The organism is Pseudomonas sp. SbOxS1 (assembly GCF_013416725.1).
Classification (GTDB): Bacteria; Pseudomonadota; Gammaproteobacteria; order Pseudomonadales; family Pseudomonadaceae; genus Aquipseudomonas.
Genome location: NZ_JAAVXC010000008.1, coordinates 114595 through 136766, shown reverse-complemented (window position 1 = coordinate 136766; position 22172 = coordinate 114595). Strand labels below are relative to the sequence as shown.

Here is a 22172-nt window from a genome sequence, read left to right as displayed (position 1 = left end):
CCGCGCCTTTTTGAAATTTATTCCTGTGATGAGCAACATTCAGCGGATGGATGCGCTCCGCCAGACTCCGATTAGAGGTGTGCCTGGGCCCACCCTCGCACCTCGGCATACGGATAATCCTCCAAGACCGCAAACCCCGAAATAGTCCGCACCTTGAGCTTGGTAAACAGCGGCACACTGATTCCGCACAGAAACCGCGTCACGCGCTCCGCCGACGGCACCTCCCCAGTGTGTTGTTGATGCCTGTGGATAAAACCGCTACACAATGCCTCGAAGTTTTTATCCACAAGCGCCGGTAATGCCGGCGGTGCAGGCAGCCGCGCCACCTGCCCGTGGCAAACCGAGCAATGCCCGCACTGGCGAGGCACATTTTCGTCACCGAAGTACTCGGCCAGGCGATAGCCCAGGCAGCGATCAGTGGCGAACAGATCCAGCATGGCGTGAATCCGCGCAACCTCGGTCTGTTCATGCCGAGTGAAACCGGCGTGCAGCTCTTCACTCAACGCGGCACTGTCGAAACCGCTTTGCAGCAGGCTGTAGACCTCGGTCATCTGCTTGCTTTCCAGCTCGACCCAGCCCTTTTCCTGGAAATAATCCAGCGCCTTGACCACCCGACTGCGCTCGGCCCGGTGCTGCTCATAGAGCGCATCGAAATTCACCGTGGCCCAGGTACGTGCACGGCTGGACGTCTGGATGATCGCCGCGACGAAATCCCTGCGCTCGCCCTCGAAGCGGGCCAGCAATGCCTCTGGCTCCTGCAGGTATTTGAACCGGTAATCGGCGTAATAGGCATAACGCGGAGCGATCAAGCCACGAAGCTCCAGTTGAACCAGCAAGGTCTTGAGCGGCAGCTGGCGGATGTTGCTCTGGTCCGCCAGAGGCCCCAGCAGAAACTCCCATTGCCCCTCGGGCGCGGCGGCCTGCATCTCGTCGAGCACGTAGCGGATACCGTCCCGTTCAGGCGTGTCGCCGTAGACGAAGTTTTCCAGCACGTTGAGGCTGTCGCGATTGGCCAGCACCAGGCAGTCCGATGGCTGTCCGTCTCGCCCGGCACGGCCGATTTCCTGGCTGTAGTTTTCGATGGATTTGGGCAGGTCGAAATGCACCACGTTACGGATGTCGCTCTTGTCGATGCCCATGCCGAAGGCGATGGTGGCGACGATGCAATTGGACTGCCCGCCCATGAAACGCTTCTGGATGCCGTCGCGCTGCTCGTGGGGCAAACCGGCGTGATAAGCCTCGGCCTGAATGCCATTGCGCTGTAGATGCTCAGCTATGTGCTCGGCGCTTTTCTGCAGGGTGACGTAGACAATGCTCGGCTGGCCGGGCCGCTGGCTCATCCACTCCACCAGGCGTCGGCGCTTGTCCTGGCCGCGAACCGGCTCCACCCACAAATTGAGGTTCGGCCGATAGAAACCGGTGGTCACCACGTCGCCAGGTTCGATGGCGAATTTCGCCTGCATGTCGGCGATCACTTTCGGAGTCGCGGTGGCGGTCAGCAATAACGCCTGGGGGATGTTGAACTGGCGCTGATAGTCCGGAAGCTTGAGGTAGTCCGGGCGAAAGTTATGCCCCCATTCCGAAATGCAATGCGCCTCATCCACCACCAGCAGCGAGATGGGCACCTGCTGCAGGAAATTACGAAAACGCTCGTTCTTCAGGCGCTCCACGGAGACCATCAGGATTTTCAGTTCGCCGGACCTGGCGCGGGCCATGACATCGCTCGCGTCGTCACGACCCTGGGTCGAATCGATACTGCCCGCGGCAATGCCGTGCCGCTCCAGGAACGCCAACTGATCCTGCATCAGCGCCAGCAATGGCGAGACCACCAGTGTCAGGTGCGGCAGCAATACCGCCGACAGCTGATAGCAAAGGGACTTGCCGGAACCGGTGGGAAAAATCGCCGCCGCCGAGCGCCCCGCCAGCACCGCGCTGACCACCGCCTCCTGACCGGACCGAAACTGTGGATAACCGAAAACCTGTTCCAGGGTGTTGTGCATAAGCTGTCACTCCGTTGACTGCTGCGATGAGCAAAGCCTAGCCGGCGATCGCAGCGAGTCGAGAAAAGGTCGGGGGCAAAAACGATACGGGATGATACAGCGTTCCATCCACCGATCCTTGGCCACAGGTTGAAACACACGAGGCACTTTGCCAACTGACGCCAAGCTTCCCTCAGCCGGTATGGTTGATCTCCATCAACCTCCGTCAGGTGTTCATCATGCGGAAAGCCTGAGATACGCGGATCTATATCAAGGAACGATCATGTCCCAAACATCCCGTTCACCATTCGCCCTCGTCCTGGCGTTTCCCGTGCTGTTGAGCGGATGCCTGACCGTCCCGGAACGACCTTCCCCTGACACTGCTGCATTCGAAACGCCGGAGTATCAAGCCCAAAAAGGTCTGGCGATTGTCAAAGCATCAAGTCTTTATGCCCGCGGCGGAACCGGCCAGGGTGTGGCTGTCGCACTGATCGACTCGGGCCTGAACAGCAGCTTGCCGGAGTTTCAAGGACGGCTCCGTGATCCGGGTTTTGACTATGTCGAGAATCAGGTCGGCACCATTGACCGGGTCGGCCATGGCACCCAGATGGCAGGCATTCTCGCAGCTAACAAGAATGACCAAGGCATGCACGGCGTTGCGTTCAATGCACAGCTTATTCCCTATCGCTTTGGTGACGACAACGAACCATTTTTCTTCGACAGTGAAATCGCACAGTCCTGGCAGGCAGCTTTCGAAAAGGGCACGCGCATCCTCAACAACTCGTGGGCCAACGCCATTCCGGCGACCGAAATCAACGAGGCACGCTACAAGCAAGTCATGCCGCAATCACTCATTACCGCGCGAAAACTGGTTGAGAACGGTGCCGTATTTGTTTTCCCTACCGGCAATGAACTGAAACGAGAACCCTTGGCTGAACCCGGCTTACCTGTCGCCATACCCGAACTGGAGAAAGGCTGGATTGCGGTGGTTGCGTTGAAAAACGACGGCAGCGCCATCAATGCCAAATCCAATTATTGTGGCCTGGCGGCAGACTGGTGCATCGCCGTACCGGGCGGCGACTCCGGTGCAGGGCAAGGCTTGCTAACCACCAGCAAGGATGGCAAATACACCCAGACGGCAGGCACCTCACCTGCTGCCGCACTGGTCAGCGGTGCATTGGCGGCATTGCAAAGCCGTTATCCCGAACTCACCGCGCAGCAAGTACGCGAGCGTCTGCTGTCGACGGCAAACCGGACTGGCATCTATGCCAACAGTGAGGCGTACGGTAGAGGATTAATGGATCTCGATGCGGCATCGCGCCAGGTGCCAAAGGTTTTGGTCAAGTAAGTCGTATGGGTTGTTCAGCACGCAATAGCGAAACGCCCTACGGTTTATGACACGCCCTCTGTCGAAGTCTGCCTCGCCGTAGCCAACATCTCTGTAGGCTTTTTTACCAGCAGCAGGTCCACAGCAAAAAACTCAAACAATCTGTAGGGCACGTCCTCAAAAACAATAAAAGCCCTACAAAACCTGTCCATCACAGCCGTCTTGTCGCACGGCAGCACGCGCCTCTATAGTTTCCGGCGCAGCTGAAAAAGTGTCTCTGAATGCCGGGCGCACTTGCCGATTTCGCACAGGACCCACCTCGATGAACAACGCCGATCTACTGACCGACCGCTATCACCTGCTCAAGTCCAGTAACAGCGAAACCCCAGTGCTGGTGATCGACACCGAGGCCGACCCCCTGGAAATCCTCGACGCCGCCCGCCAGCGCATCCGCGCCGCCAGCGGCCTGCTGGAAACCTTGTACTGCCTGTGCTTCAAACAGGCCGACGCCAGCGACATCCCCAACATCGTCAACGCGCTGTACCTGCTGACCCAGGACGGCAACGACCTGCTCGACATCGCTCGGCAACGGTTGCTCAACTGGAAAGCCCCGATCTGAGTTCAAATGGCCCATCACAGGGCCTCACACCAGAACAAACTGGCATTATTCTGGCTATTTTCCTGCCATTCAGCTGGAATAATGGCAGCTTAAATGTGACCCTCCACAAAACCTTCAATAGGCGTTGACGAAAGCGACACCCATCCTATAAGTGCTATTATTCTGGCAATTAGCAATTAAAGATGAAGGAATATTGGCACATGGCAAAGAAGACAGCCCCACTTTTGCCAGCCACTTCCCGGCTACTTTCCGAGTTCGGCGAACGACTGAAACTCGCTCGCCTACGCCGCAAGCTCACAGCTAAACAAGTGGCCGAGAGGGCGGGCATGTCATTAACAACCTTACGCTCTCTGGAATCAGGTGGGTCAGGGGTGACCATCGGAGCGTATCTGTCCGTCATGCAAATTCTAGGTCTGGAAAAAGACTTGAACAGCCTCGCGGCAACCGATGAAGTGGGCCGCCAACTGCAGGATGCACAACTGAAACCCGGATCAACCTCCACCGCAGGCACGAACCGGCGAGTACGCAGGATAAGCCCAACAAAAAAATCATCTCCAACTCATGGAAAGGACTCTGAAGTGATTGAAAGTGCGCCCCAGACAGCAGATCTATCTACCGACTTCCCCTTCAATACCCACTCACTTTCCAATCTGTTGACCAAGAAAAAAACCAAGCCCACAACAGGTGAAAAATGACCCGGATTGCGGTGTATGCCGATTGGGAATCCTTGAATGGCCCGAGACGCCTCGGTTTCCTGCATGCCCGGAAAGCCCGTTCCACGGACATTTTCGAGTTTGAGTACGACACTTCGGCGCTGGCAGACCCCGAGTTGAACTTCACACCGCTGGACCCTCGAATCGGGCTCTATGAAGGTCGTCAGTTCCCCGGCCAGCATCAAAGCCGATTCGGCATATTCGCTGATTCAAGCCCGGATCGCTGGGGTCAACTGCTGATGAAGCGGCGACTGGAGCGAGATATTCGCGACGGTTTGGTTGCCAAAGCCAGCAAGCTCTTCGAGTCAGACTTCCTGTTAGGCGTACATGACCTCTATCGGGTCGGTGCGATCCGCTACAAGCTCAATGACGAAGGTAACTTTCTCGATGATCGTGATGGGGTGCCCGCCCCGCCGTTCATTGAGTTGCGGGCACTGGAACAGGCAAGCCGTTCTCTGGAAAATGATCCGGACAACACCTCCCTCGACGGTCGTGAATGGCTAAGAATGCTGATCGCACCCGGAGGTTCACTGGGTGGTGCCCGCCCCAAGGCCAGCGTTGCAGACGAGCACGGTCACTTGTGGATTGCCAAGTTCCCCAGCACCCGCGATGACTATGACATTGGCGCTTGGGAACTGGTGGTGAATGCCTTGGCCAATCACTGCGGCATACGAGTTGCAACCGGTATTGCCCGACGCTACGCCAGCGATCATCACTGTTTCATGGTGAAACGCTTCGATCGCACCGAACGAGGTGGCCGACTGCATTTTGCTTCGGCCATGACCATGACTGATCGCGTTGACGGTGACGATGCGTCAGTCGGCGCAAGCTACCTTGAGATGGCCGAAGTTCTCATGGAACATGGCTCGCAAACCAACGCGGACCTAAGAGAGTTATGGTCTCGAATTGTCTTCAACATCCTGGTCTCCAACACCGACGATCACCTGCGTAACCATGGCTTCATCCTTGATCCAGGTCGGGGATGGCGATTGTCTGCTGCCTATGACATGAACCCGGTGGCCCACGGGGATGGCTTGAAGCTCAACATCACCGATACTGACAATGCCCTGGATCTGGAGCTTGCTCGAGAAGTGGCGGAGTATTTCAGGGTCAGCCGTGCAGATGCAGAAAACATCATTGACCGCTTCAAGGAAGTTGTCAGCCAATGGCCAACGCTAGCAGGTGCACTGGGGCTATCGAGACGTGAACAGGACAATATGGCACCAGCATTTCAATTAGCAGGACTTACTTAATGATCCTCGCCTCCAACCTCCCCGACGACCCCACCCTGCACTTGCTCATCCAGCTATTACACGAAGAACTCGGCCTCCCCGAACGAAAAACCATCAGCCTCAATACCTCGATCAATTTCGACCTGAACTGCAACGGTGTCGATGCACAACACTTGATCGAAACCCTGGAAGATCACTTCGCCATCGATTTCGTGGATTACGACAGTTATCGCTATTTTCACCCCGAAGGCTACGATGTATTTCTCAAACGCAAAGCCAAGGGTCGCGGCGCCAAGGAACCATTGACCATCGGCATGCTCTACCGAGCGATCAAGGCTCAACGCTGGGACACCCGGGAGCTCGAAGGCCTGTAGCGCGTCCGCGGCGCATAACAATAAGGAAATTGCGTGGACGTATTGATGGGCTTGCTGGCCGCCTTGCTGTGGGGCGGCACGGATTTCCTGGTGGGTTTGAACGCCCGCGCGGTTGGCGTCAAACGTGCCGTATATTTTGGTCAGGCGCTGGGCTTTAGCATCATGAGCCTGCTGCTGATCGCCTTCCCCGTGTTCATTCTCCGGTCCATGGCCGCACCGCTTGATGTCTGGTTGATCGGCGTCGCTGCCGCTGTGCTGACCGTGTCTGGCGCCCTGGCCTTATCCAAGGCCTTCGCCCTGGGTAAAGCCTCCATTGTGGCGCCGCTGGTGACCTCCTACGGCGTAGTGACCACGTTGTTGTCCTGGGCTGGCGGTGAGCAGATCAGCCTGCTCCAGTTGCTGTGCATCGCGCTCTGCGTCATTGGCGTGGTCCTCTCCAGCATTCATTCCGACCCGAAGGTGCCACACACCACGCAGGCGAGCAGTTCCATTGCCTATGCGCTGCTGGCGGCGGTGTTCTACGGCACCAGTTTCTGGCTGCAAGGTCGCTTCGTGTTACCCGTGCTGGGGCCGGTGACGATGCTCTGGCTCGCGTACCTTGTCGGGCTGATCGTGCTGGTGGCAATCGTGCTCAGGATCGACGACGGCCTGAAATTCCCACCGCTGAAAAATTGCCTGACACTGACCGGTGCCAGCCTGATGAACCTCGGCGGGTTTTCATCCTTTGCCTGGGGTGCGGTGGCGGGATCGGTTTCGGTGGTGACGGTGATCAGCACGTTGTCAGGCGGGATTGCGGCGATTCTGGGGTATGTGTTTTTCAAGGAGCGCCTAGGCAAGGTGCAGGTGCTGGGGGTTGTGCTGGTGTTGGTCGGGGCGTTTGTCCTGCATCTGAAAACCTGAAATGCCACGCACAAAAAAGCCGCCCCGAAGGGCGGCTTTTTCATGGCTTCAATCCAGCGCTTACAGCTTAGGACCCGCAGCCTTGATCGCGTCGCTCACTTCGAACTTCTTGAAGTTCTCGATGAACAGGCCGGCCAGTGCTTTGGCGGCTTCGTCGTAGGCGGCTTTGTCAGCCCAGGTGTTGCGTGGGTTCAGCAGGCCAGTTTCAACGCCCGGTACGGCCACTGGCACGTCGAGGTTGATGGTGTCCAGGTGCTCGGTTTCGGTGCCGATCAGCGCGCCGCTCTGGATCGCCGCGATCACCGCACGGGTGGTCGGGATGTTGAAGCGCTTGCCGACGCCGTAGCCACCGCCGGTCCAACCGGTGTTGACCAGGTAGACCTTGGAGCCGAAGCCGCGGATGCGCTTGATCAGCAGCTCTGCGTATTCGCCAGCCGGACGCGGGAAGAACGGTGCGCCGAAGCAGGTGGAGAAGGTCGACTTGATGCCGCTGCCCGAACCCATTTCAGTCGAGCCCACCAGAGCGGTGTAGCCGGACAGGAAGTGGTAGGCCGCTTGCTCTTCGTTGAGGATCGACACTGGCGGCAGTACGCCGGTCAGGTCGCAGGTCAGGAAGATTACAGCGTTAGGCTCGCCACCCAGGTTCTTTTCGGAACGCTTGGCAACGTGCTCCAGCGGGTACGCGGCGCGGCTGTTCTGGGTCAGGCTGACATCGGCGTAGTCGGCGTGCTTGGCATCGTCGATCACGACGTTTTCCAGGACCGCGCCGTGCTTGATGGCTTTCCAGATAACCGGCTCGTTCTTCTCGGACAGGTCGATGCACTTGGCATAGCAACCGCCTTCGATGTTGAACACCACGCCCTCGCCCCAGCCGTGCTCGTCGTCACCGATCAGGTAACGGCTTTCATCGGCGGACAGGGTGGTCTTGCCAGTGCCGGACAGACCGAAGAACAGGGTCACGTCGCCTTCTTCGCCGATGTTGGCAGCGCAGTGCATTGGCAGTACGTCGGCGGCCGGCAGCAGGAAGTTCTGCACCGAGAACATGGCTTTCTTCATTTCACCGGCGTAACGCATGCCGGCGATCAGCACTTTCTTCTGCGCGAAGTTGATGATCACGCAACCGTCGGAGTTGGTGCCGTCACGCTCTGGATCACATTCGAAGTTGGCAACGTTGAGCACTTGCCACTCTTCACGGCCAGCCGGGTTGTACTGGGCCGGGTTGATGAACAGGCAACGGCCGAACAGGTTCTGCCAGGCAGTCTGGGTGGTCATCTTCACGGCCAGGTAGTGCTCGGAAGCCGCACCTACATGCACGTGGGAAACGAAGTGCTCTTGCGCGTTGTTGAACGCCTCAACGCGGTTCCACAGGGCATCGAACTTGTCGGCCGGGAACTTGCGGTTGATCGGGCCCCAGGCGATGGCGCCTGTGGTGGTTGGCTCATCAACGATGAAACGATCGACTGGCGAACGGCCGGTACGGTGACCGGTGCGAACAACCAGTGCGCCGGTATCGGCAAGCTCGCCTTCACCGCGGTTGAGGGCTTCTTTAACCAGATCATCAACACTCAGATCGGTGTACACGGCGTTATTGGCTTGCGTCATGAGGTTCCCCGTCGGCCAGTGGCCGAGTGCTCCAAACGTTTTGTAGTAGAAAGTCGTGCACTACTACCGCGAAAAAAGTGGGCCGGATTATGCCAGAAAAGCCCAAAAAGAGTAGGGCCCTCCCGTCGTAACGGCGCTATTGCGGTACTTTCCAGTGAATTTACCTGCGCTGAACCGTTTTAGTGCCGGGTATCTGACGGCGTCTCGACACCCGCTCCGGCGAACAATTGGGTGACATCGGCGGCGTCGAACAGGTACTGCTGGTTGCAGAACTGGCAATCGATCTCGATGTTACCACCGTGTTCGAGCACCAGATTTTGCGCGTCTTCCATACCCAGACTGACCAGCGCATTGGCTGAACGTTCGCGCGAGCAGCTGCAACGGAAGCGCAGTTTCTGCACGTCGAACAGACGGACCTGCTCTTCGTGATAGAGGCGATGGAGCACGGTTTCGTTGTCCAGGCCCAGCAATTCATCGGTTGTCAGGGTGGTGGCCAGCGCAGTGAGGTGTTGCCAGCTGGCGGCGCGCTCTTCCTCGTCTTTCAGGCGATCGGCGGGCAACTGCTGCAGCAACAGGCCACGGGCACGGCGGCCGTCGGCGCAGAGCTTGATGCGAGTACCAATCTGCTGGGACATGACGAAGTAGTTGGTGAAGCAATCGGACAAGGTTTCGCCGTCCAGATCGACGACGCCCTGGTAGCGCTGACCCTGCTTGGGGTCGATGGTCAATGTCAGCGAGCCGTCCGGCATCAGGTCGGCCAGGGTGGCGTCGGGGGCAATCCGGTCAGCCTCGTAACGGGCCAGGCCACGGATGTCGCGCTCGCTGGAGCACTCGATCATCAGCAACGGAATCGGGCCTTCGGAACGGGCCTGAAGGATCAGCAAGCCATCGAACTTCAAGGTGCCGACCAGCAATGCCGCGGCCGCCATCAGTTCGCCGAGCAGTTGCGCAACCGGCTCCGGATAGGCGTGTTTGGCCAGGACTTCAGCGTAGCTGAGTTCCAGCGAAACCATCTCGCCACGGGTGTCGCTGTCATCGAAGATGAAGCGTTGGGTGAAGTCGTTATCCGGTAAGTCGGTCATAAGTCTGGTATCTGAATGGGTGACAAAAGTGGTTACAGAACGAGGTTACGCCTTGGCTATAGCGTATGGCTGCCGGGTTGTGGCCTGAAGCCCGGTGGCTGTGTGCGCTTTACGACGAACGGCACATGCACGGCAGACTAATTACCTCATATGGCTACGCACCGACGCAATTACAAGTCCTGGCCCGACAGGCGCGATCGGTGGCGCCGGTCAATCATTCGTTGCTGCTGCCACGGAACTTGAACAGATCCCGTCGCTGTTTCTTGCTCGGCTTGCCATCGGTGCTCACGCCCAGGGCACCTGCCTTGCGCTCGGCTGCGGCGTTTTCGCGCTTGGCGATGCTGGCTTCGGTTTCGGCATACAGTGTCTGCGCTTCGGGAGCACCACGGCGTACGATCGACAGCGCCTGGACCACCACCGTGCGCTCCTCGAAACCGGTGCGAATCACGAATTCATCACCAATGCGCGGCTCCTTACCGGGCTTGCAGCGTTCACCCCGGCAGTGCACCTTGCCGCTTTCGATTGCCGCCTTGGCCAGGGCACGGGTCTTGTAAAAGCGCGCCGCCCACAACCATTTATCCAGCCGGACTTTGTCATCCTCGTCGTTTTTTTGTGCCATGGGATTTCCTCGTTCTGAAATATTGATGAACTGTACTACCGTTTCTCTCGTACCAAGAATTACGCCGTCTCGGATTACAATGCAGGCATTCCAGAACCTCCCCGTGGGGCTGGAAATCCGGGCCGTAGATATCTGTCGCCTTTTAACCATTATTCTGCGTGAATACCGCGAATTCGGCCGCTTGCGGCCAGAGCGGTTTCTACCGGTTGAGCAACTTTGAAGACATTTGACCATTTGACCGTTGTCGGTCTGCGCGAGTGGGTGGCGCTCCCTGATTTGGGAGTCGCGGGCCTTCGGGCAAAAATCGACACCGGCGCCAGCACCTCCAGCCTGCATGCCACCGACATCGAGACTTTCGACCGCGACGGCGAGCAGTGGGTGCGCTTCACTGCGCACCTGGGCACGGTGGTGCAGCTGCGTCACCGGCGCTGCGAAGCACCGCTGGTGACGCGAAAAACCATTAAGAGCTCCAACGGTCATGCGCAGGTGCGATACGTGATCAGCACCACCCTGGCCCTCGGCGATCGGGTCTGGCGGGTCGAGTTCACGCTCGCCTGCCGCAAATCCATGCGTTATCGCCTGCTACTTGGTTCCAAAGCCCTGATTGATGGCCAGTTGGTCGTCAATCCGGGTATCAAATATGTACAAGACAAGCCGGTGTTCCCGGTATCTACCTCCTCCACAGGTGTTGCATGAAGATCGCTGTGCTGTCGCGTAACCCGCGTCTGTATTCCACCCGCCGCCTGGTCGAAGCCGGTACCGAACGCGGCCATGAAATGGTGGTGGTCGATACCCTGCGCGCCTACATGAACATTGCCAGTCACAAGCCGCAGATCCACTACCGCGGCAAGCCACTGGAAGGCTTCGACGCGGTGATCCCGCGAATCGGTGCTTCGGTTACTTTTTATGGCTGCGCGGTGTTGCGCCAGTTCGAAATGATGGGGGTTTTTCCGCTCAACGAATCGGTGGCCATTGCTCGCTCGCGGGACAAACTGCGCTCACTGCAATTGCTCTCACGTCGGGGCATCGGTTTGCCGGTCACCGGCTTTGCCCACTCGCCGGACGATATTCCCGACCTGATCGAAATGGTCAACGGTGCACCCCTGGTGATCAAGGTGCTGGAAGGCACCCAGGGTATCGGCGTGGTGCTGTGCGAAACCGCCACGGCGGCGGAGTCGGTGATCGAGGCATTCATGGGCCTCAAGCAGAACATCATGGTTCAGGAGTACATCAAGGAGGCTGGCGGCGCCGACATTCGCTGCTTCGTGGTGGGTGACAAAGTCATTGCAGCCATGAAGCGCCAGGCCAAACCCGGGGAGTTTCGCTCCAACCTGCATCGCGGTGGCAGCGCCAGCCTGATCAAGATCACCCCGGAAGAACGCATGACCGCACTGCGCGCGGCGAAGGTCATGGGGTTGGCCGTTGCAGGGGTGGATATCCTGCGCTCCAATCACGGGCCGCTGGTGATGGAGGTGAACTCGTCGCCAGGCCTGGAAGGGATCGAGACCACTACCAGCAAGAACGTGGCGGGGATCATCATCGAGCACCTGGAGAAGAATGGCGGGCCGAACATGACGCGGACCAAAGGCAAGGGTTAAACCCTGAACTATTTGGCGGCTGGAAGGCCGCCTTCGCGGGCAAGCCCGCTCCCACAGGTTTACGGTTGGCCGCAGAAACCTGTCCAGCACAAAAACACTGTGGGAGCGGGCTTGCCCGCGAAGGGGCCATCCGCCCCAGCGAAGCTGCCAATTCCTACACAGCATCCCGCGGCAGCATCAACCCCAACGGCAAGCGCACCCGCGCCTCCAGGCCGCCGCCAGTACGGTTGCGCAATTCAACATTGCCACCATGCATCGACGCAATTCGCTTCACGATCGCCAAACCCAGCCCCGTGCCCTTACCGCCCCGAGCGCGGTCGCCCCGGGTGAACGGGTTGAAAATCGCTTCCAGCTCCGATGGATCAATCCCGGCGCCACGGTCCATGACACTCAGGACGACATAAGGCGCACTGGTATCCCCCGACACATACGCCGCCACTTCAACCCCGCTCCCCGCGTGATTCAACGCGTTGCCAATCAGATTGTTCAACAGCCGTTTCATCGACACCCGACGCAACGGGAAGGGTTGAATCGGTTCAAGACGCAAGCGCACCTTTTCTTCGTTCTGGTTGTACGGCGCGGCGACTTCACGGACGAGATCGCTCAGGTCCACCTCCTCCACCGACTCGTCACGCCCATCGCGAATGAACGCCAGGAACTGATCGAGAATGGCGTCCATGTCCTCGATATCGCGCACCATGGCGTCCGTCAGGTCGTTATGGTCGCCCATCAGCTCCAGCGACAGGCGCAACCGCGTCAGCGGCGTGCGCAGGTCATGGGAAACCCCGGCCAGCATCAGTTCGCGTTCGCGGCCGGCCTGCTCGACGTCTTCGGCCATCTGGTTGAAGGCGCGATAAACCTCGGTCATTTCGCTGGGCGTATCACTGATCGGCAAGCGCACGCTGCGGCCCTGGCCGAGTTGTCGTGCGGCATAAACCAGGCGCTTGAGGGGCTGGTTGAGCTGGCTGACGAAGATCCACGCCGAGGCAGTGGACAGCAGGCCGATGGCGAGAAACCAGCCGAGCACATTCCAGATTTTCTGGCCACGCAACGGGTGCGGATACAGTGGCACTTTCAGCCATCCGTCGCCCAGGCTGGGCGCCCGGACCCACAACGCCGGTGGCGAGTGCATGCGCAAGCGCACCTCGGTATCGGCCCCCAGCTCGGCTTGCATCTGCCGCTGATAGATCTCGCTGTAGGGCCAGTGTTGTTCGCCCTCAGGCACACCGGTGCCCACTACCCGGATCAGGGTTGCCGCCTCGGCGATCTTTTCGCGATTGTTTTCATCGGCAGCCCAGTAGGCGCGCAGCGTCAGGGCGACGCCGTGGCTGTACTGGCGGTCCACCAGCACGTCTTCGTTCATCAGCAGATAAACCAGGGTCAGCGCCTTGGAAAACAGGACAACGATCAGCACCAGCCAAAGGGTGCGGGAGAAGAAACTCTGGGGGAACCAAACCGGGGTTTTCATGGGTAACCGTTAAACACGTGCAGGAGCGAGCGATGCTCGCACATTGCCGGCCGCGAGTCTGCGGGCAAGGCCATCTGGCCCTTTACCCGCACAAACCCGCGCCTACAAATCGCCGATCACTTGGTGGCGGCGCCATCCGGAACAAATACGTAGCCCACACCCCAGACAGTCTGGATGTAACGCGGCTTGGACGGATCGGGTTCGATCATCCGGCGCAGACGGGAAATCTGCACGTCGATGGAGCGCTCCAGGGCATCCCACTCACGACCACGGGCCAGGTTCATCAGTTTGTCCCGGGTCAGTGGCTGACGGGCGTTCATCACCAACGCCTTGAGCACCGCGAACTCGCCGGTGGTGAGCATGTGCACTTCTTCGCCACGCTTGAGTTCGCGGGTGGCCAGGGACAACTCGTAGTCACCGAAGGTCACGCTTTCGTCTTCGCTGCCAGGTGCGCCAGGCACTGGAGCCGACTGACGACGCAGCACGGCTTTTACGCGGGCCATCAGTTCGTCCGGGTTGAACGGCTTGGCCAGGTAATCGTCGGCGCCCAGTTCAAGGCCCTTGATCCGGCTCAGCTCGTCGCCCTTGGCCGTCAGCATGATGATTGGAATCTGGTTGTTTGCGCCACGCAGGCGGCGACAGGCGGTCAGGCCGTCTTCGCCAGGCAGCATCAGGTCGAGAACGACCAGGTTGAACACTTCACGCGCCAGCAGGCGGTCCATTTGTTCAGTGTTCGGTACGGCGCGGGCACGGTAGCCCTTGCTGACGAAAAAACGCTCCAGCAGGCTGCTGAGGCCCGGATCGTCGTCAACAATAAGAATTTTCTCGCCTTCAGCAATGTTTGCAGTGCTGCTCATTGGATGCTCCTTTGATCTCGGCACGCATTATGGCGTAGCTGCCGATATACGTACCGTGTGCATTGTTAGCAGATTTTTCCTTCACCGCCAGGAATCCGGGGATTATGCCTACAACCTGCGATGCCCCCCGAAGCGCGCAACGCTGGTTATAATGCGCGGCCTTTTGTGTCAGGCAACGTCTGATCGTTACACCGGTTGGCCGCTTTTTATTTTCATGGCGCCGGCAGTAATTGTTCGATTTCACGGGTCAACGGGATACCTTTGATCCAGGTAGCGGCGCAGGCCAGGCCGCTCAACCAGACTCGCCAAGGCCTCATCGTTGCGCCTGCGAGCCTGCTTTCACAATTTGTCAGGTGGTTTTATGGACAGCATCAACAGCCGCATCGCCGAGGAACTCGGTGTACGCCCACAACAGGTCGAAGCGGCCGTCGCGCTACTCGATGAAGGTTCTACCGTTCCCTTCATCGCCCGTTACCGGAAAGAAGTGACCGGCAGCCTCGATGACACTCAACTGCGTCACCTGGAAGAGCGTCTGCGCTACCTGCGTGAACTCGACGAACGGCGCATCAGCATCCTTGCCAGCATTACAGAGCAAGGCAAGCTGACCCCGCAGTTGGAACGCGACATCAAGCTCGCCGACACCAAGACCCGCCTCGAAGACTTGTACCTGCCGTACAAGCAGAAGCGCCGCACCAAGGGCCAGATCGCCCTGGAAGCCGGCCTCGGCGAGTTGGCTGACGGTCTGTTCAACGACCCGACCCTGAGCCCGGAAACCGAAGCCGCCCGCTTCATCGACGCCGAAAAAGGCGTGGCCGATGTGAAGGCCGCCCTCGAAGGCGCCAAGTACATTCTGATGGAGCGCTTCGCCGAAGACGCCGGCCTCCTGGACAAGCTGCGCAATTACCTGAAGCAGGAAGCCACCCTCAGTGCCCGCGTGATTGCCGGCAAGGAAGAGGAAGGCGCCAAGTTCCGCGACTACTTCGAACACGACGAACCGCTCAAGAGCATGCCGTCGCACCGCGCGCTGGCGATTTTCCGTGGCCGCAACGAAGGCATTCTCAGCTCCGCGCTGAAGGTCGGCGATGAACTGCCGGGCACCATGCACCCGTGCGAGGGCATGATCGGCCAGCAGTTCGGCATCCAGAACCAGAACCGCGCCGCCGATAAATGGCTGGGCGAAGTGGTGCGCTGGACCTGGAAGGTCAAGCTCTACACCCACCTGGAAACCGACCTGCTGGGCGAGCTGCGCGACGGCGCGGAAACCGAGGCGATCAACGTGTTCGCCCACAACCTGCACGACCTGCTGCTGTCGGCCCCGGCCGGCCCGCGCGCGACCCTGGGCCTCGACCCGGGCCTGCGCACCGGGTGCAAGGTTGCGGTGGTCGACTCCACCGGCAAGCTGCTCGATCACGCCACGGTTTACCCGCACGTGCCGCACAACAAGTGGGACCAGACCATCGCGATTCTCGCGGCCCTGTGCGCCAAGCATTCGGTGGACCTGATCGCCATCGGCAACGGCACCGCCAGCCGTGAAACCGACAAGCTGGCTGCCGAACTGATCAAAAAATACCCAGCCATGAAGATGACCAAGGTCATGGTTTCCGAGGCCGGTGCATCGGTTTATTCGGCGTCGGAACTGGCTTCCAAGGAGTTCCCGGACCTGGATGTGTCGATCCGTGGCGCGGTGTCCATTGCCCGTCGCCTGCAGGACCCATTGGCCGAGCTGGTGAAGATCGATCCGAAATCCATCGGTGTCGGCCAGTACCAGCACGACGTGTCGCAGCTGAAACTGGCGCGCGGCCTGGACGCTGTGGTCGAAGACTGCGTGAACGCCGTGGGCGTCGACGTCAACACTGCCTCCGTGGCGCTGTTGGCGCGGATCTCCGGCCTCAACGCGACCCTGGCGCAGAATATCGTCAGCCACCGCGACGAACACGGCGCGTTCAAGACTCGCGCTGCGCTGAAGAAAGTCGCACGTCTTGGCGAAAAAACCTTCGAACAGGCCGCCGGTTTCCTGCGCGTCATGAACGGTGAAAACCCGCTGGATTCGTCGGCGGTGCACCCGGAAGCCTATCCGCTGGTACAGCGAATTGCCGCCGAGACCGACCGTGACATCCGCTCACTGATCGGCGATGCCGCGTTCCTCAAGCGTCTGGACCCGAAAAAATACACCGACGAAACCTTCGGCCTGCCAACAGTCACCGATATCTTGCAAGAGCTGGAAAAACCCGGCCGCGACCCGCGCCCCGAGTTCAAGACCGCCGAGTTCCAGGAAGGCGTCGAAGACCTCAAGGACCTGGAATTGGGCATGATCCTCGAAGGCGTGGTGACCAACGTGACCAACTTTGGTGCGTTCGTCGATATCGGCGTGCATCAGGACGGTTTGGTGCACATCTCCGCACTTTCGGAGAAGTTCATCAAGGATCCTCGCGAAGCGGTCAAGGCCGGCGACGTGGTGAAAGTGAAGGTCATGGAAGTCGACATCCCGCGTAAACGCGTGGGCCTGTCGATGCGCATGAGCGACACCCCGGGCGAGAAAATCGACGGTGCCCGTGGTGCGCGTCCGGGTTCGGCGCCACGCCAATCCCAGAACACCGCACCGCGCAAGGAAACCACGGCGGCGGCGCCGAGCAATAACGCCATGGCGTCACTGTTCGCCAACGCCAAGCAGTTGAAGAAACGCTGATGGACATCCCGGCCGGGCTGACCGAAAGCGCGTTTTTCAAGCTGCTGGGCTGCCGTCTGCACAGCCTGGAAACCGGGGTGGCGCAAGTCGCCCTGGCGCTTGAGCCGCAACTGCGCAATCGCGCCAACAAGCTGCACGGCGGGGCCTTGTTCAGCCTGGTGGACATTGCCATGGGGCTGGCCTGTTCCAGCACCCACGGCTTTGACCAGCAGAGCGCGACCATCGAGTGCAAGATCAACTACATCCGCGCCGTCGAAGGCGGCGAGGTGATGTGCACGGCGCGGGTGATCCACCCGGGCCGCCGCACGCTGGTGGTCGAGGCCGACGTGATGCAAGGCGACAAACTGGTCGCAAAAGCACAAGGCACGTTCGCTGTCCTGTAGCTAGATGTCATCGATTTGAGGTAATTTCGGCGCTGTGACCGCAGCGCCGGAGTTTCCTGTGGGAGCGAGCCTGCTCGCGAAGGCGGTGTATCAGGCGACTTCAATGTCGACTGAGACTCCCTCTTCGCGAGCAAGCTCGCTCCCACAGGGGATTGCGACGATCAGTACGTGCACGGCTCCAAAACCAGGCGAAAACGCCAGTTTTAACTTCACCCTTGTAGACCGTCTTGCCCACCCCCATATTGGGGCGACTGACGCGTGAAGGAATCCAACTTGAGCGAACTTCTCAACCGCCGCCTGGCCCTGCTCGGCGAGCGCGCTAACCTCTCTCTGCTCGAACAGTGCCTTCACGGCATCGAACGTGAATGCCTGCGCGTGACCGATGAAGGTCGCCTGGCGCAAACGCCGCACCCGGAAGAATTGGGTTCCGCGCTGACCAACGAACAGATCACCACCGACTATTCCGAGTCGCTGCTGGAGTTCATCACCCCGGCCCTGCCCGACCCGGCGGATACGCTGGCGAGCCTGGACAGCATTCACCGTTTCGCCTACAGCAAACTCGGCACCGAGTACCTGTGGAGCCCTTCGATGCCATGCCCGTTGCCGGCCGAGGAAGACATCCCGATCGCCTACTACGGCACGTCCAACATCGGTCAGCTCAAGTACGTTTATCGCAAGGGCCTGGCGCTGCGCTACGGCAAGACCATGCAGTGCATCGCCGGCATTCACTACAATTTTTCCCTGCCGGAAAAACTCTGGCCACTGCTCAAGCAGGCCGAAGGCTTTACCGGCACCGACCGTGACTATCAGTCATCGGCCTATATCGCGCTGATCCGTAACTTCCGCCGCTACAGCTGGCTATTGATGTACCTGTTCGGCGCATCGCCGGCGCTGGACGCCGGCTTCCTGCGCGGTCGTTCGCACCAGTTGGAACAGCTGGACCCGGACACCCTCTATTTGCCGTACGCCACCAGCCTGCGCATGAGCGACCTGGGTTACCAGAGCAACGCCCAGGCCGGCCTGACGCCGTGCTACAACGACCTGAACAGCTACACCGATAGCCTGCGCAAAGCGGTGGCGACACCCTATGCGCCGTATGTCGAAGTCGGCACCCACCAGGACGGTGAGTGGGTCCAGCTCAATACCAACATCCTGCAGATCGAAAACGAGTACTACTCCAACATCCGCCCGAAACGCGTGACCTACACCGGCGAGCGGCCGATCCAGGCGTTGATGGCGCGCGGCATCCAGTACGTCGAAGTGCGCTGCCTGGACATCAACCCGTTCCTGCCGATGGGCATCGACCTCACCGAATCGCGCTTCCTCGACGCCTTCCTCCTGTACTGCGCGCTGAACGACAGCCCGTTGCTGACCAACACCAGCTGCACCAATGCAACCTCCAACTTCCTCAGCGTGGTCAAGGAAGGGCGTCGCCCAGGCCTGCAATTGCAACGCGACGGGCACCCGGTCGACCTGAAAGAGTGGGCTGGCCAATTGCTGGAGCACATTGCCCCACTGGCCGCGCTGCTTGATCAGAGCCATGGCGGCGATGCCCATAGCAAAGCGCTGGACGCGCAGATGGCCAAGGTCCAGAACCCTGCCCTGACGCCATCGGCCCAGGTACTGGCGGCAATGGCCGAGCACAAGGAAAGCTTTGCTCAATTCTCCCTGCGTCAGAGCCGGGTACACGCGGAGTTTTTCCGCAGCGAGCCATTGCCGGCGGAGCAACAGGCCAGGTTTGAAGAGCTCGCGCGTTCGTCGCTGGCCCAACAGGCTGAGCTTGAGCAGAACGAAGTTGGTGATTTCGATGTGTTTGTCGGGGCGTACCAGGCGAGCATTCTGGCGATCAGCAACTAACCTCCAGCGCACTGATCGTTCCCACGCTCTGCGTGGGAACGATCTGTGTGCGAGCTTAGAATTTTCCGCTCATAAGCTAATTCGAAAAAGTTATTTATTTTCGCATTCTTATATCATTTAGTCTCCTTTCACGCCGACTCTCGGTCGCCTGACAAGGAGCTTCTCGATGAAACTGAATTTCCCCCTTCGTTTGCTGGCGGCCGCCTCCCTGGCGGCGGCGAGCTTTCTTGCCCAGGCAGCCGACGTGACTGTCGCTTACCAGACCACCGTAGACCCGGCGAAAGTCGCCCAGGCCGACGGCGCGTATGAAAAAGCCACCAAGGCCGACATCAACTGGCGCAAATTCGATAACGGTGCCGACATCATCGCCGCCATCGCCTCGGGTGACGTGCAGATCGGCTACCTCGGTTCCAGCCCGCTGACAGCGGCGATCACCCGCAAGGTGCCGGTGGAAACCTTCCTGATCGCGACCCAGATTGGCGCCGCGGAAGCCCTGGTGGCCCGCGACGGTTCCGGGATCAAGACCCCGCAAGACCTGATCGGCAAGAAAATCGCCGTACCTTTCGTTTCCACCGGCCACTACAGCCTGCTGGCCGCGCTGAAGCACTGGAACATCGACCCTTCGAAAGTCACTGTGCTGAACCTGGCGCCGCCAGCGATCATTGCCGCCTGGAAACGCGGTGACATCGACGCCACCTACGTCTGGGACCCGGCACTCGGTGTAGCCAAGGAAAACGGCAAAGTGCTGATCACCTCCGGCGAACTGGCCAAGTTCGGTGCGCCGACCTTCGATGCCTGGATCGTGCGCAAGGATTTTGCCGAGAAGCACCCGGAAATCGTCACCGCGTTCGCCAAAGTGACCCTGGATGCCTACGCCGATTACCGCAAAGACCCACAAGCCTGGCTCGCCAATCAAGGCAACGTCGACAAGCTGGTAAAACTGTCCGGCGCCAAGGTCAGCGACATTCCGCTGCTGCTGCAGGGCAACGTCTACCCGCTGGCAGCCGATCAAGTGATCACGCTGGGCGCACCGACCACCAAGGCCATCACCGACACCGCCGTGTTCCTCAAGGAGCAAGGCAAGGTTGATGCTGTACTGCCGGACTACGCGCCATACGTCAGCGCCAAGTTCATCACGGATTGATAGGGAGTTAATGGCGATGGCTTTGCTACAGCTGGAGCGCATCAGCGCACAGTATCCCGGCAGCCCGGAACCGGTACTGGCGGATATTTCCCTGACCCTCGGGCCCCAGCAGTTGCTGGTTGCCCTCGGCCCGTCCGGCAGTGGCAAGACCTCGCTGTTGAACCTGATTGCAGGTTTTGTCGAGCCCAGCGCCGGGCGCATTACCCTCGACGGCGTGCCGGTCAAAGGCCCGAGCGCCGAGCGCGGCGTGGTGTTCCAGGACGACGCCCTGCTGCCCTGGCAGGACGTGTTGGCTAACGTCGGCTTTGGCCTGGAACTGGCCGGCGTTGCTCGGAACAAACGCGAAATCCGCGCAAGGGAAATGCTTGCACTGGTGGACCTTGCCGGCTTTGAAAGCCGCCGGATCTGGCAACTCTCGGGCGGCCAGAAACAGCGTGTCGGCCTGGCCCGCGCGCTCGCTGCCGATCCGCGTGTATTGCTGATGGACGAACCCTTCGGGGCCCTCGACGCCTTCACCCGCGAACAGATGCAAGAGCTGCTGCTGCAAGTCTGGCGGCGCACCGCCAAACCAGTCTTCCTGATTACCCACGACATTGAAGAAGCGGTGTTTCTCGCCACGGATCTGATTCTGCTGGCACCCAATCCTGGGCAGATCGTCGAGCGTCTGCACCTGGATTTCGGCCAGCGTTATGCCGCCGGTGAATCGGCACGGTCGATCAAGTCCGATCCGCGCTTTATCGAAACCCGCGAACACGTGCTCGCCAAAGTGTTCTCCCAACGCAGCGCCGCCCAGCGGCAGGAGCGCGCATGAGTAGCTACGAAGTTCCCGCCGCGGCGGTTAAACCAGGTTCTACGGTCATTCCACTGCGCCGCAGTTTGAGCACTCGCTGGATCAGTGTGCTGACATTGATCGCGCTGATAGCCATTTGGTGGGCCGTCACGGCCACTGGCTTGATCGAACCGCTGTTCCTGCCGCCACCGTCCGCCGTGCTGCAAAAAGGCTGGCTGCTGGTCACCAGTGGCTACATGGATTCGACCTTGTGGCAGCACTTGGGCGCGAGCCTCAGCCGCATTGGCCTGGGCCTAGGCTTCGCGGTGCTGACCGCCGTGCCGGTTGGCATTGCCATCGGTGCCAACCGTATTGCCCGAGGCGTGCTGGATCCGTTGATCGAGTTCTACCGCCCTATTCCACCGCTGGCTTACCTGCCGCTGATCGTGATCTGGTGCGGTATCGGCGAGTTGTCGAAAGTGCTGTTGATCTACCTGGCCATTTTCGCCCCGATAGCCATCGCCACCGCCACTGGTGTGCGAACCGTCGACCCGGCCAAATTGCGCGCCGCGCAGTCACTGGGCGCGACCCGCGCACAACTGATCCGCCACGTGATTCTGCCGAGCGCCTTGCCGGACATCTTGACCGGTGTGCGCATTGGCCTGGGCGTGGGTTGGTCGACGCTGGTGGCTGCCGAATTGATTGCCGCCACCAGCGGCCTGGGTTTCATGGTGCAGTCGGCTGCGCAGTTCCTGGTCACCGACGTGGTGGTGCTGGGGATTCTGGTGATTGCGCTGATTGCCTTCGCCATGGAGATGGGCCTGCGTGCCCTGCAACGCAAACTGGTGCCATGGCACGGCCAGGCTCACTAAGAATCAATGTAGGAGCTGAGCTTGCTCGCGATTGCGGTGTATCTGTCAGAGCAAATCTGCCTGACCTATCGCCATCGCGAGCAAGCTCGGC

General features: G+C 59.8%; 20 protein-coding genes and 1 pseudogene. 15 read left to right on the top strand and 6 right to left on the bottom strand.

What is annotated here, in order from left to right; translation table 11 throughout:
• Positions 1 to 71 precede the first annotated feature (71 nt).
• On the bottom strand, positions 72 to 2000 hold the full coding sequence (locus HFK74_RS12775) for an ATP-dependent DNA helicase RecQ (RefSeq protein WP_180203821.1): 1929 nt from the start codon (positions 1998 to 2000) through the stop codon (positions 72 to 74).
• 262 nt (positions 2001 to 2262) lie between these two features.
• On the opposite strand from HFK74_RS12775, the gene HFK74_RS12770 reads away from it, so the two are divergent.
• From HFK74_RS12770 to HFK74_RS12745, 6 genes are all read left to right on the top strand, one after another.
• Positions 2263 to 3327, top strand: coding sequence for a S8 family peptidase (locus HFK74_RS12770; protein WP_180203820.1), 1065 nt, complete (start codon positions 2263 to 2265; stop codon positions 3325 to 3327).
• 301 nt (positions 3328 to 3628) lie between these two features.
• Positions 3629 to 3925, top strand: coding sequence for a hypothetical protein (locus tag HFK74_RS12765; RefSeq protein WP_180203819.1), 297 nt, complete (start codon positions 3629 to 3631; stop codon positions 3923 to 3925).
• Between the two features lie 200 nt (positions 3926 to 4125).
• Complete coding sequence (locus HFK74_RS12760) at positions 4126 to 4620, top strand: helix-turn-helix domain-containing protein (RefSeq protein ID WP_180203818.1); 495 nt, start codon at positions 4126 to 4128, stop codon at positions 4618 to 4620.
• Complete coding sequence (locus tag HFK74_RS12755) at positions 4617 to 5891, top strand: type II toxin-antitoxin system HipA family toxin (RefSeq protein WP_180203817.1); 1275 nt, start codon at positions 4617 to 4619, stop codon at positions 5889 to 5891. Before HFK74_RS12760 ends, HFK74_RS12755 begins: the two co-directional genes overlap by 4 nt.
• Positions 5891 to 6244, top strand: a complete 354-nt coding sequence (locus tag HFK74_RS12750; RefSeq protein ID WP_180203816.1) for a DUF1493 family protein — start codon at positions 5891 to 5893, stop codon at positions 6242 to 6244. The genes HFK74_RS12755 and HFK74_RS12750 overlap by 1 nt, the downstream gene beginning before the upstream one ends.
• A 45-nt stretch (positions 6245 to 6289) precedes the next feature.
• A complete protein-coding gene (locus tag HFK74_RS12745) occupies positions 6290 to 7144 on the top strand; it encodes a DMT family transporter (protein WP_180204145.1) in 855 nt (284 codons plus the stop codon).
• A 60-nt stretch (positions 7145 to 7204) separates the two neighbouring features.
• On the opposite strand, the gene HFK74_RS12740 is transcribed toward HFK74_RS12745, so the two are convergent.
• The 3 genes from HFK74_RS12740 to HFK74_RS12730 form a co-directional block, all read right to left on the bottom strand.
• Positions 7205 to 8746 (bottom strand): phosphoenolpyruvate carboxykinase, encoded by a 1542-nt coding sequence (locus HFK74_RS12740; protein ID WP_180203815.1) that lies wholly within the window; start codon positions 8744 to 8746, stop codon positions 7205 to 7207.
• 179 nt (positions 8747 to 8925) lie between these two features.
• The gene (gene hslO, locus HFK74_RS12735) at positions 8926 to 9828 is read right to left on the bottom strand and encodes an Hsp33 family molecular chaperone HslO (protein ID WP_008057584.1); all 903 of its coding nucleotides are present in this window, start codon (positions 9826 to 9828) and stop codon (positions 8926 to 8928) included.
• A gap of 214 nt (positions 9829 to 10042) precedes the next feature.
• Positions 10043 to 10447, bottom strand: coding sequence for an RNA-binding S4 domain-containing protein (locus HFK74_RS12730; RefSeq protein WP_046815335.1), 405 nt, complete (start codon positions 10445 to 10447; stop codon positions 10043 to 10045).
• 276 nt (positions 10448 to 10723) lie between these two features.
• Between HFK74_RS12730 and HFK74_RS12725 the strand changes: the two genes are divergently transcribed.
• Positions 10724 to 11143: an ATP-dependent zinc protease gene (locus HFK74_RS12725; protein WP_231989933.1), complete on the top strand. Its 420-nt coding sequence runs from the start codon at positions 10724 to 10726 to the stop codon at positions 11141 to 11143.
• Positions 11140 to 12045 carry a 30S ribosomal protein S6--L-glutamate ligase gene (gene rimK / locus HFK74_RS12720; protein ID WP_020795792.1) on the top strand — a complete coding sequence of 302 codons (906 nt, stop codon included), beginning with the start codon at positions 11140 to 11142 and terminating at the stop codon, positions 12043 to 12045. Before HFK74_RS12725 ends, rimK begins: the two co-directional genes overlap by 4 nt.
• Before the next feature lie 154 nt (positions 12046 to 12199).
• Here the strand turns inward: rimK and HFK74_RS12715 are convergent, their stop codons facing one another.
• Positions 12200 to 13513, bottom strand: a complete 1314-nt coding sequence (locus HFK74_RS12715) for an ATP-binding protein (protein WP_180203814.1) — start codon at positions 13511 to 13513, stop codon at positions 12200 to 12202.
• A gap of 116 nt (positions 13514 to 13629) precedes the next feature.
• Positions 13630 to 14370, bottom strand: a complete 741-nt coding sequence (gene ompR / locus HFK74_RS12710; protein ID WP_020795794.1) for a two-component system response regulator OmpR — start codon at positions 14368 to 14370, stop codon at positions 13630 to 13632.
• A gap of 361 nt (positions 14371 to 14731) precedes the next feature.
• On the opposite strand from ompR, the gene HFK74_RS12705 reads away from it, so the two are divergent.
• The 7 genes and pseudogenes from HFK74_RS12705 (at position 14732) to tauC (ending at position 22081) form a co-directional block, all read left to right on the top strand.
• Entirely contained in the window at positions 14732 to 17056 is a 2325-nt protein-coding gene (locus tag HFK74_RS12705; protein WP_180203813.1) for a Tex family protein, read from the top strand.
• A complete protein-coding gene (locus HFK74_RS12700) occupies positions 17056 to 17439 on the top strand; it encodes a PaaI family thioesterase (RefSeq protein ID WP_180203812.1) in 384 nt (127 codons plus the stop codon). The genes HFK74_RS12705 and HFK74_RS12700 overlap by 1 nt, the downstream gene beginning before the upstream one ends.
• Positions 17440 to 17473: 34 nt before the next feature.
• Positions 17474 to 17587: pseudogene (locus tag HFK74_RS33475) on the top strand (metal ABC transporter ATP-binding protein); the annotation flags it as partial.
• Between the two features lie 125 nt (positions 17588 to 17712).
• A complete protein-coding gene (gene gshA, locus HFK74_RS12695) occupies positions 17713 to 19296 on the top strand; it encodes a glutamate--cysteine ligase (RefSeq protein WP_180203811.1) in 1584 nt (527 codons plus the stop codon).
• 166 nt (positions 19297 to 19462) lie between these two features.
• A complete protein-coding gene (gene tauA, locus HFK74_RS12690) occupies positions 19463 to 20440 on the top strand; it encodes a taurine ABC transporter substrate-binding protein (RefSeq protein ID WP_180203810.1) in 978 nt (325 codons plus the stop codon).
• Between the two features lie 16 nt (positions 20441 to 20456).
• Positions 20457 to 21251, top strand: coding sequence for a taurine ABC transporter ATP-binding subunit (tauB, locus tag HFK74_RS12685; RefSeq protein ID WP_180203809.1), 795 nt, complete (start codon positions 20457 to 20459; stop codon positions 21249 to 21251).
• Entirely contained in the window at positions 21248 to 22081 is an 834-nt protein-coding gene (gene tauC / locus HFK74_RS12680; RefSeq protein WP_180203808.1) for a taurine ABC transporter permease TauC, read from the top strand. The genes tauB and tauC overlap by 4 nt, the downstream gene beginning before the upstream one ends.
• The last annotated feature ends 91 nt before the right edge of the window (positions 22082 to 22172 follow it).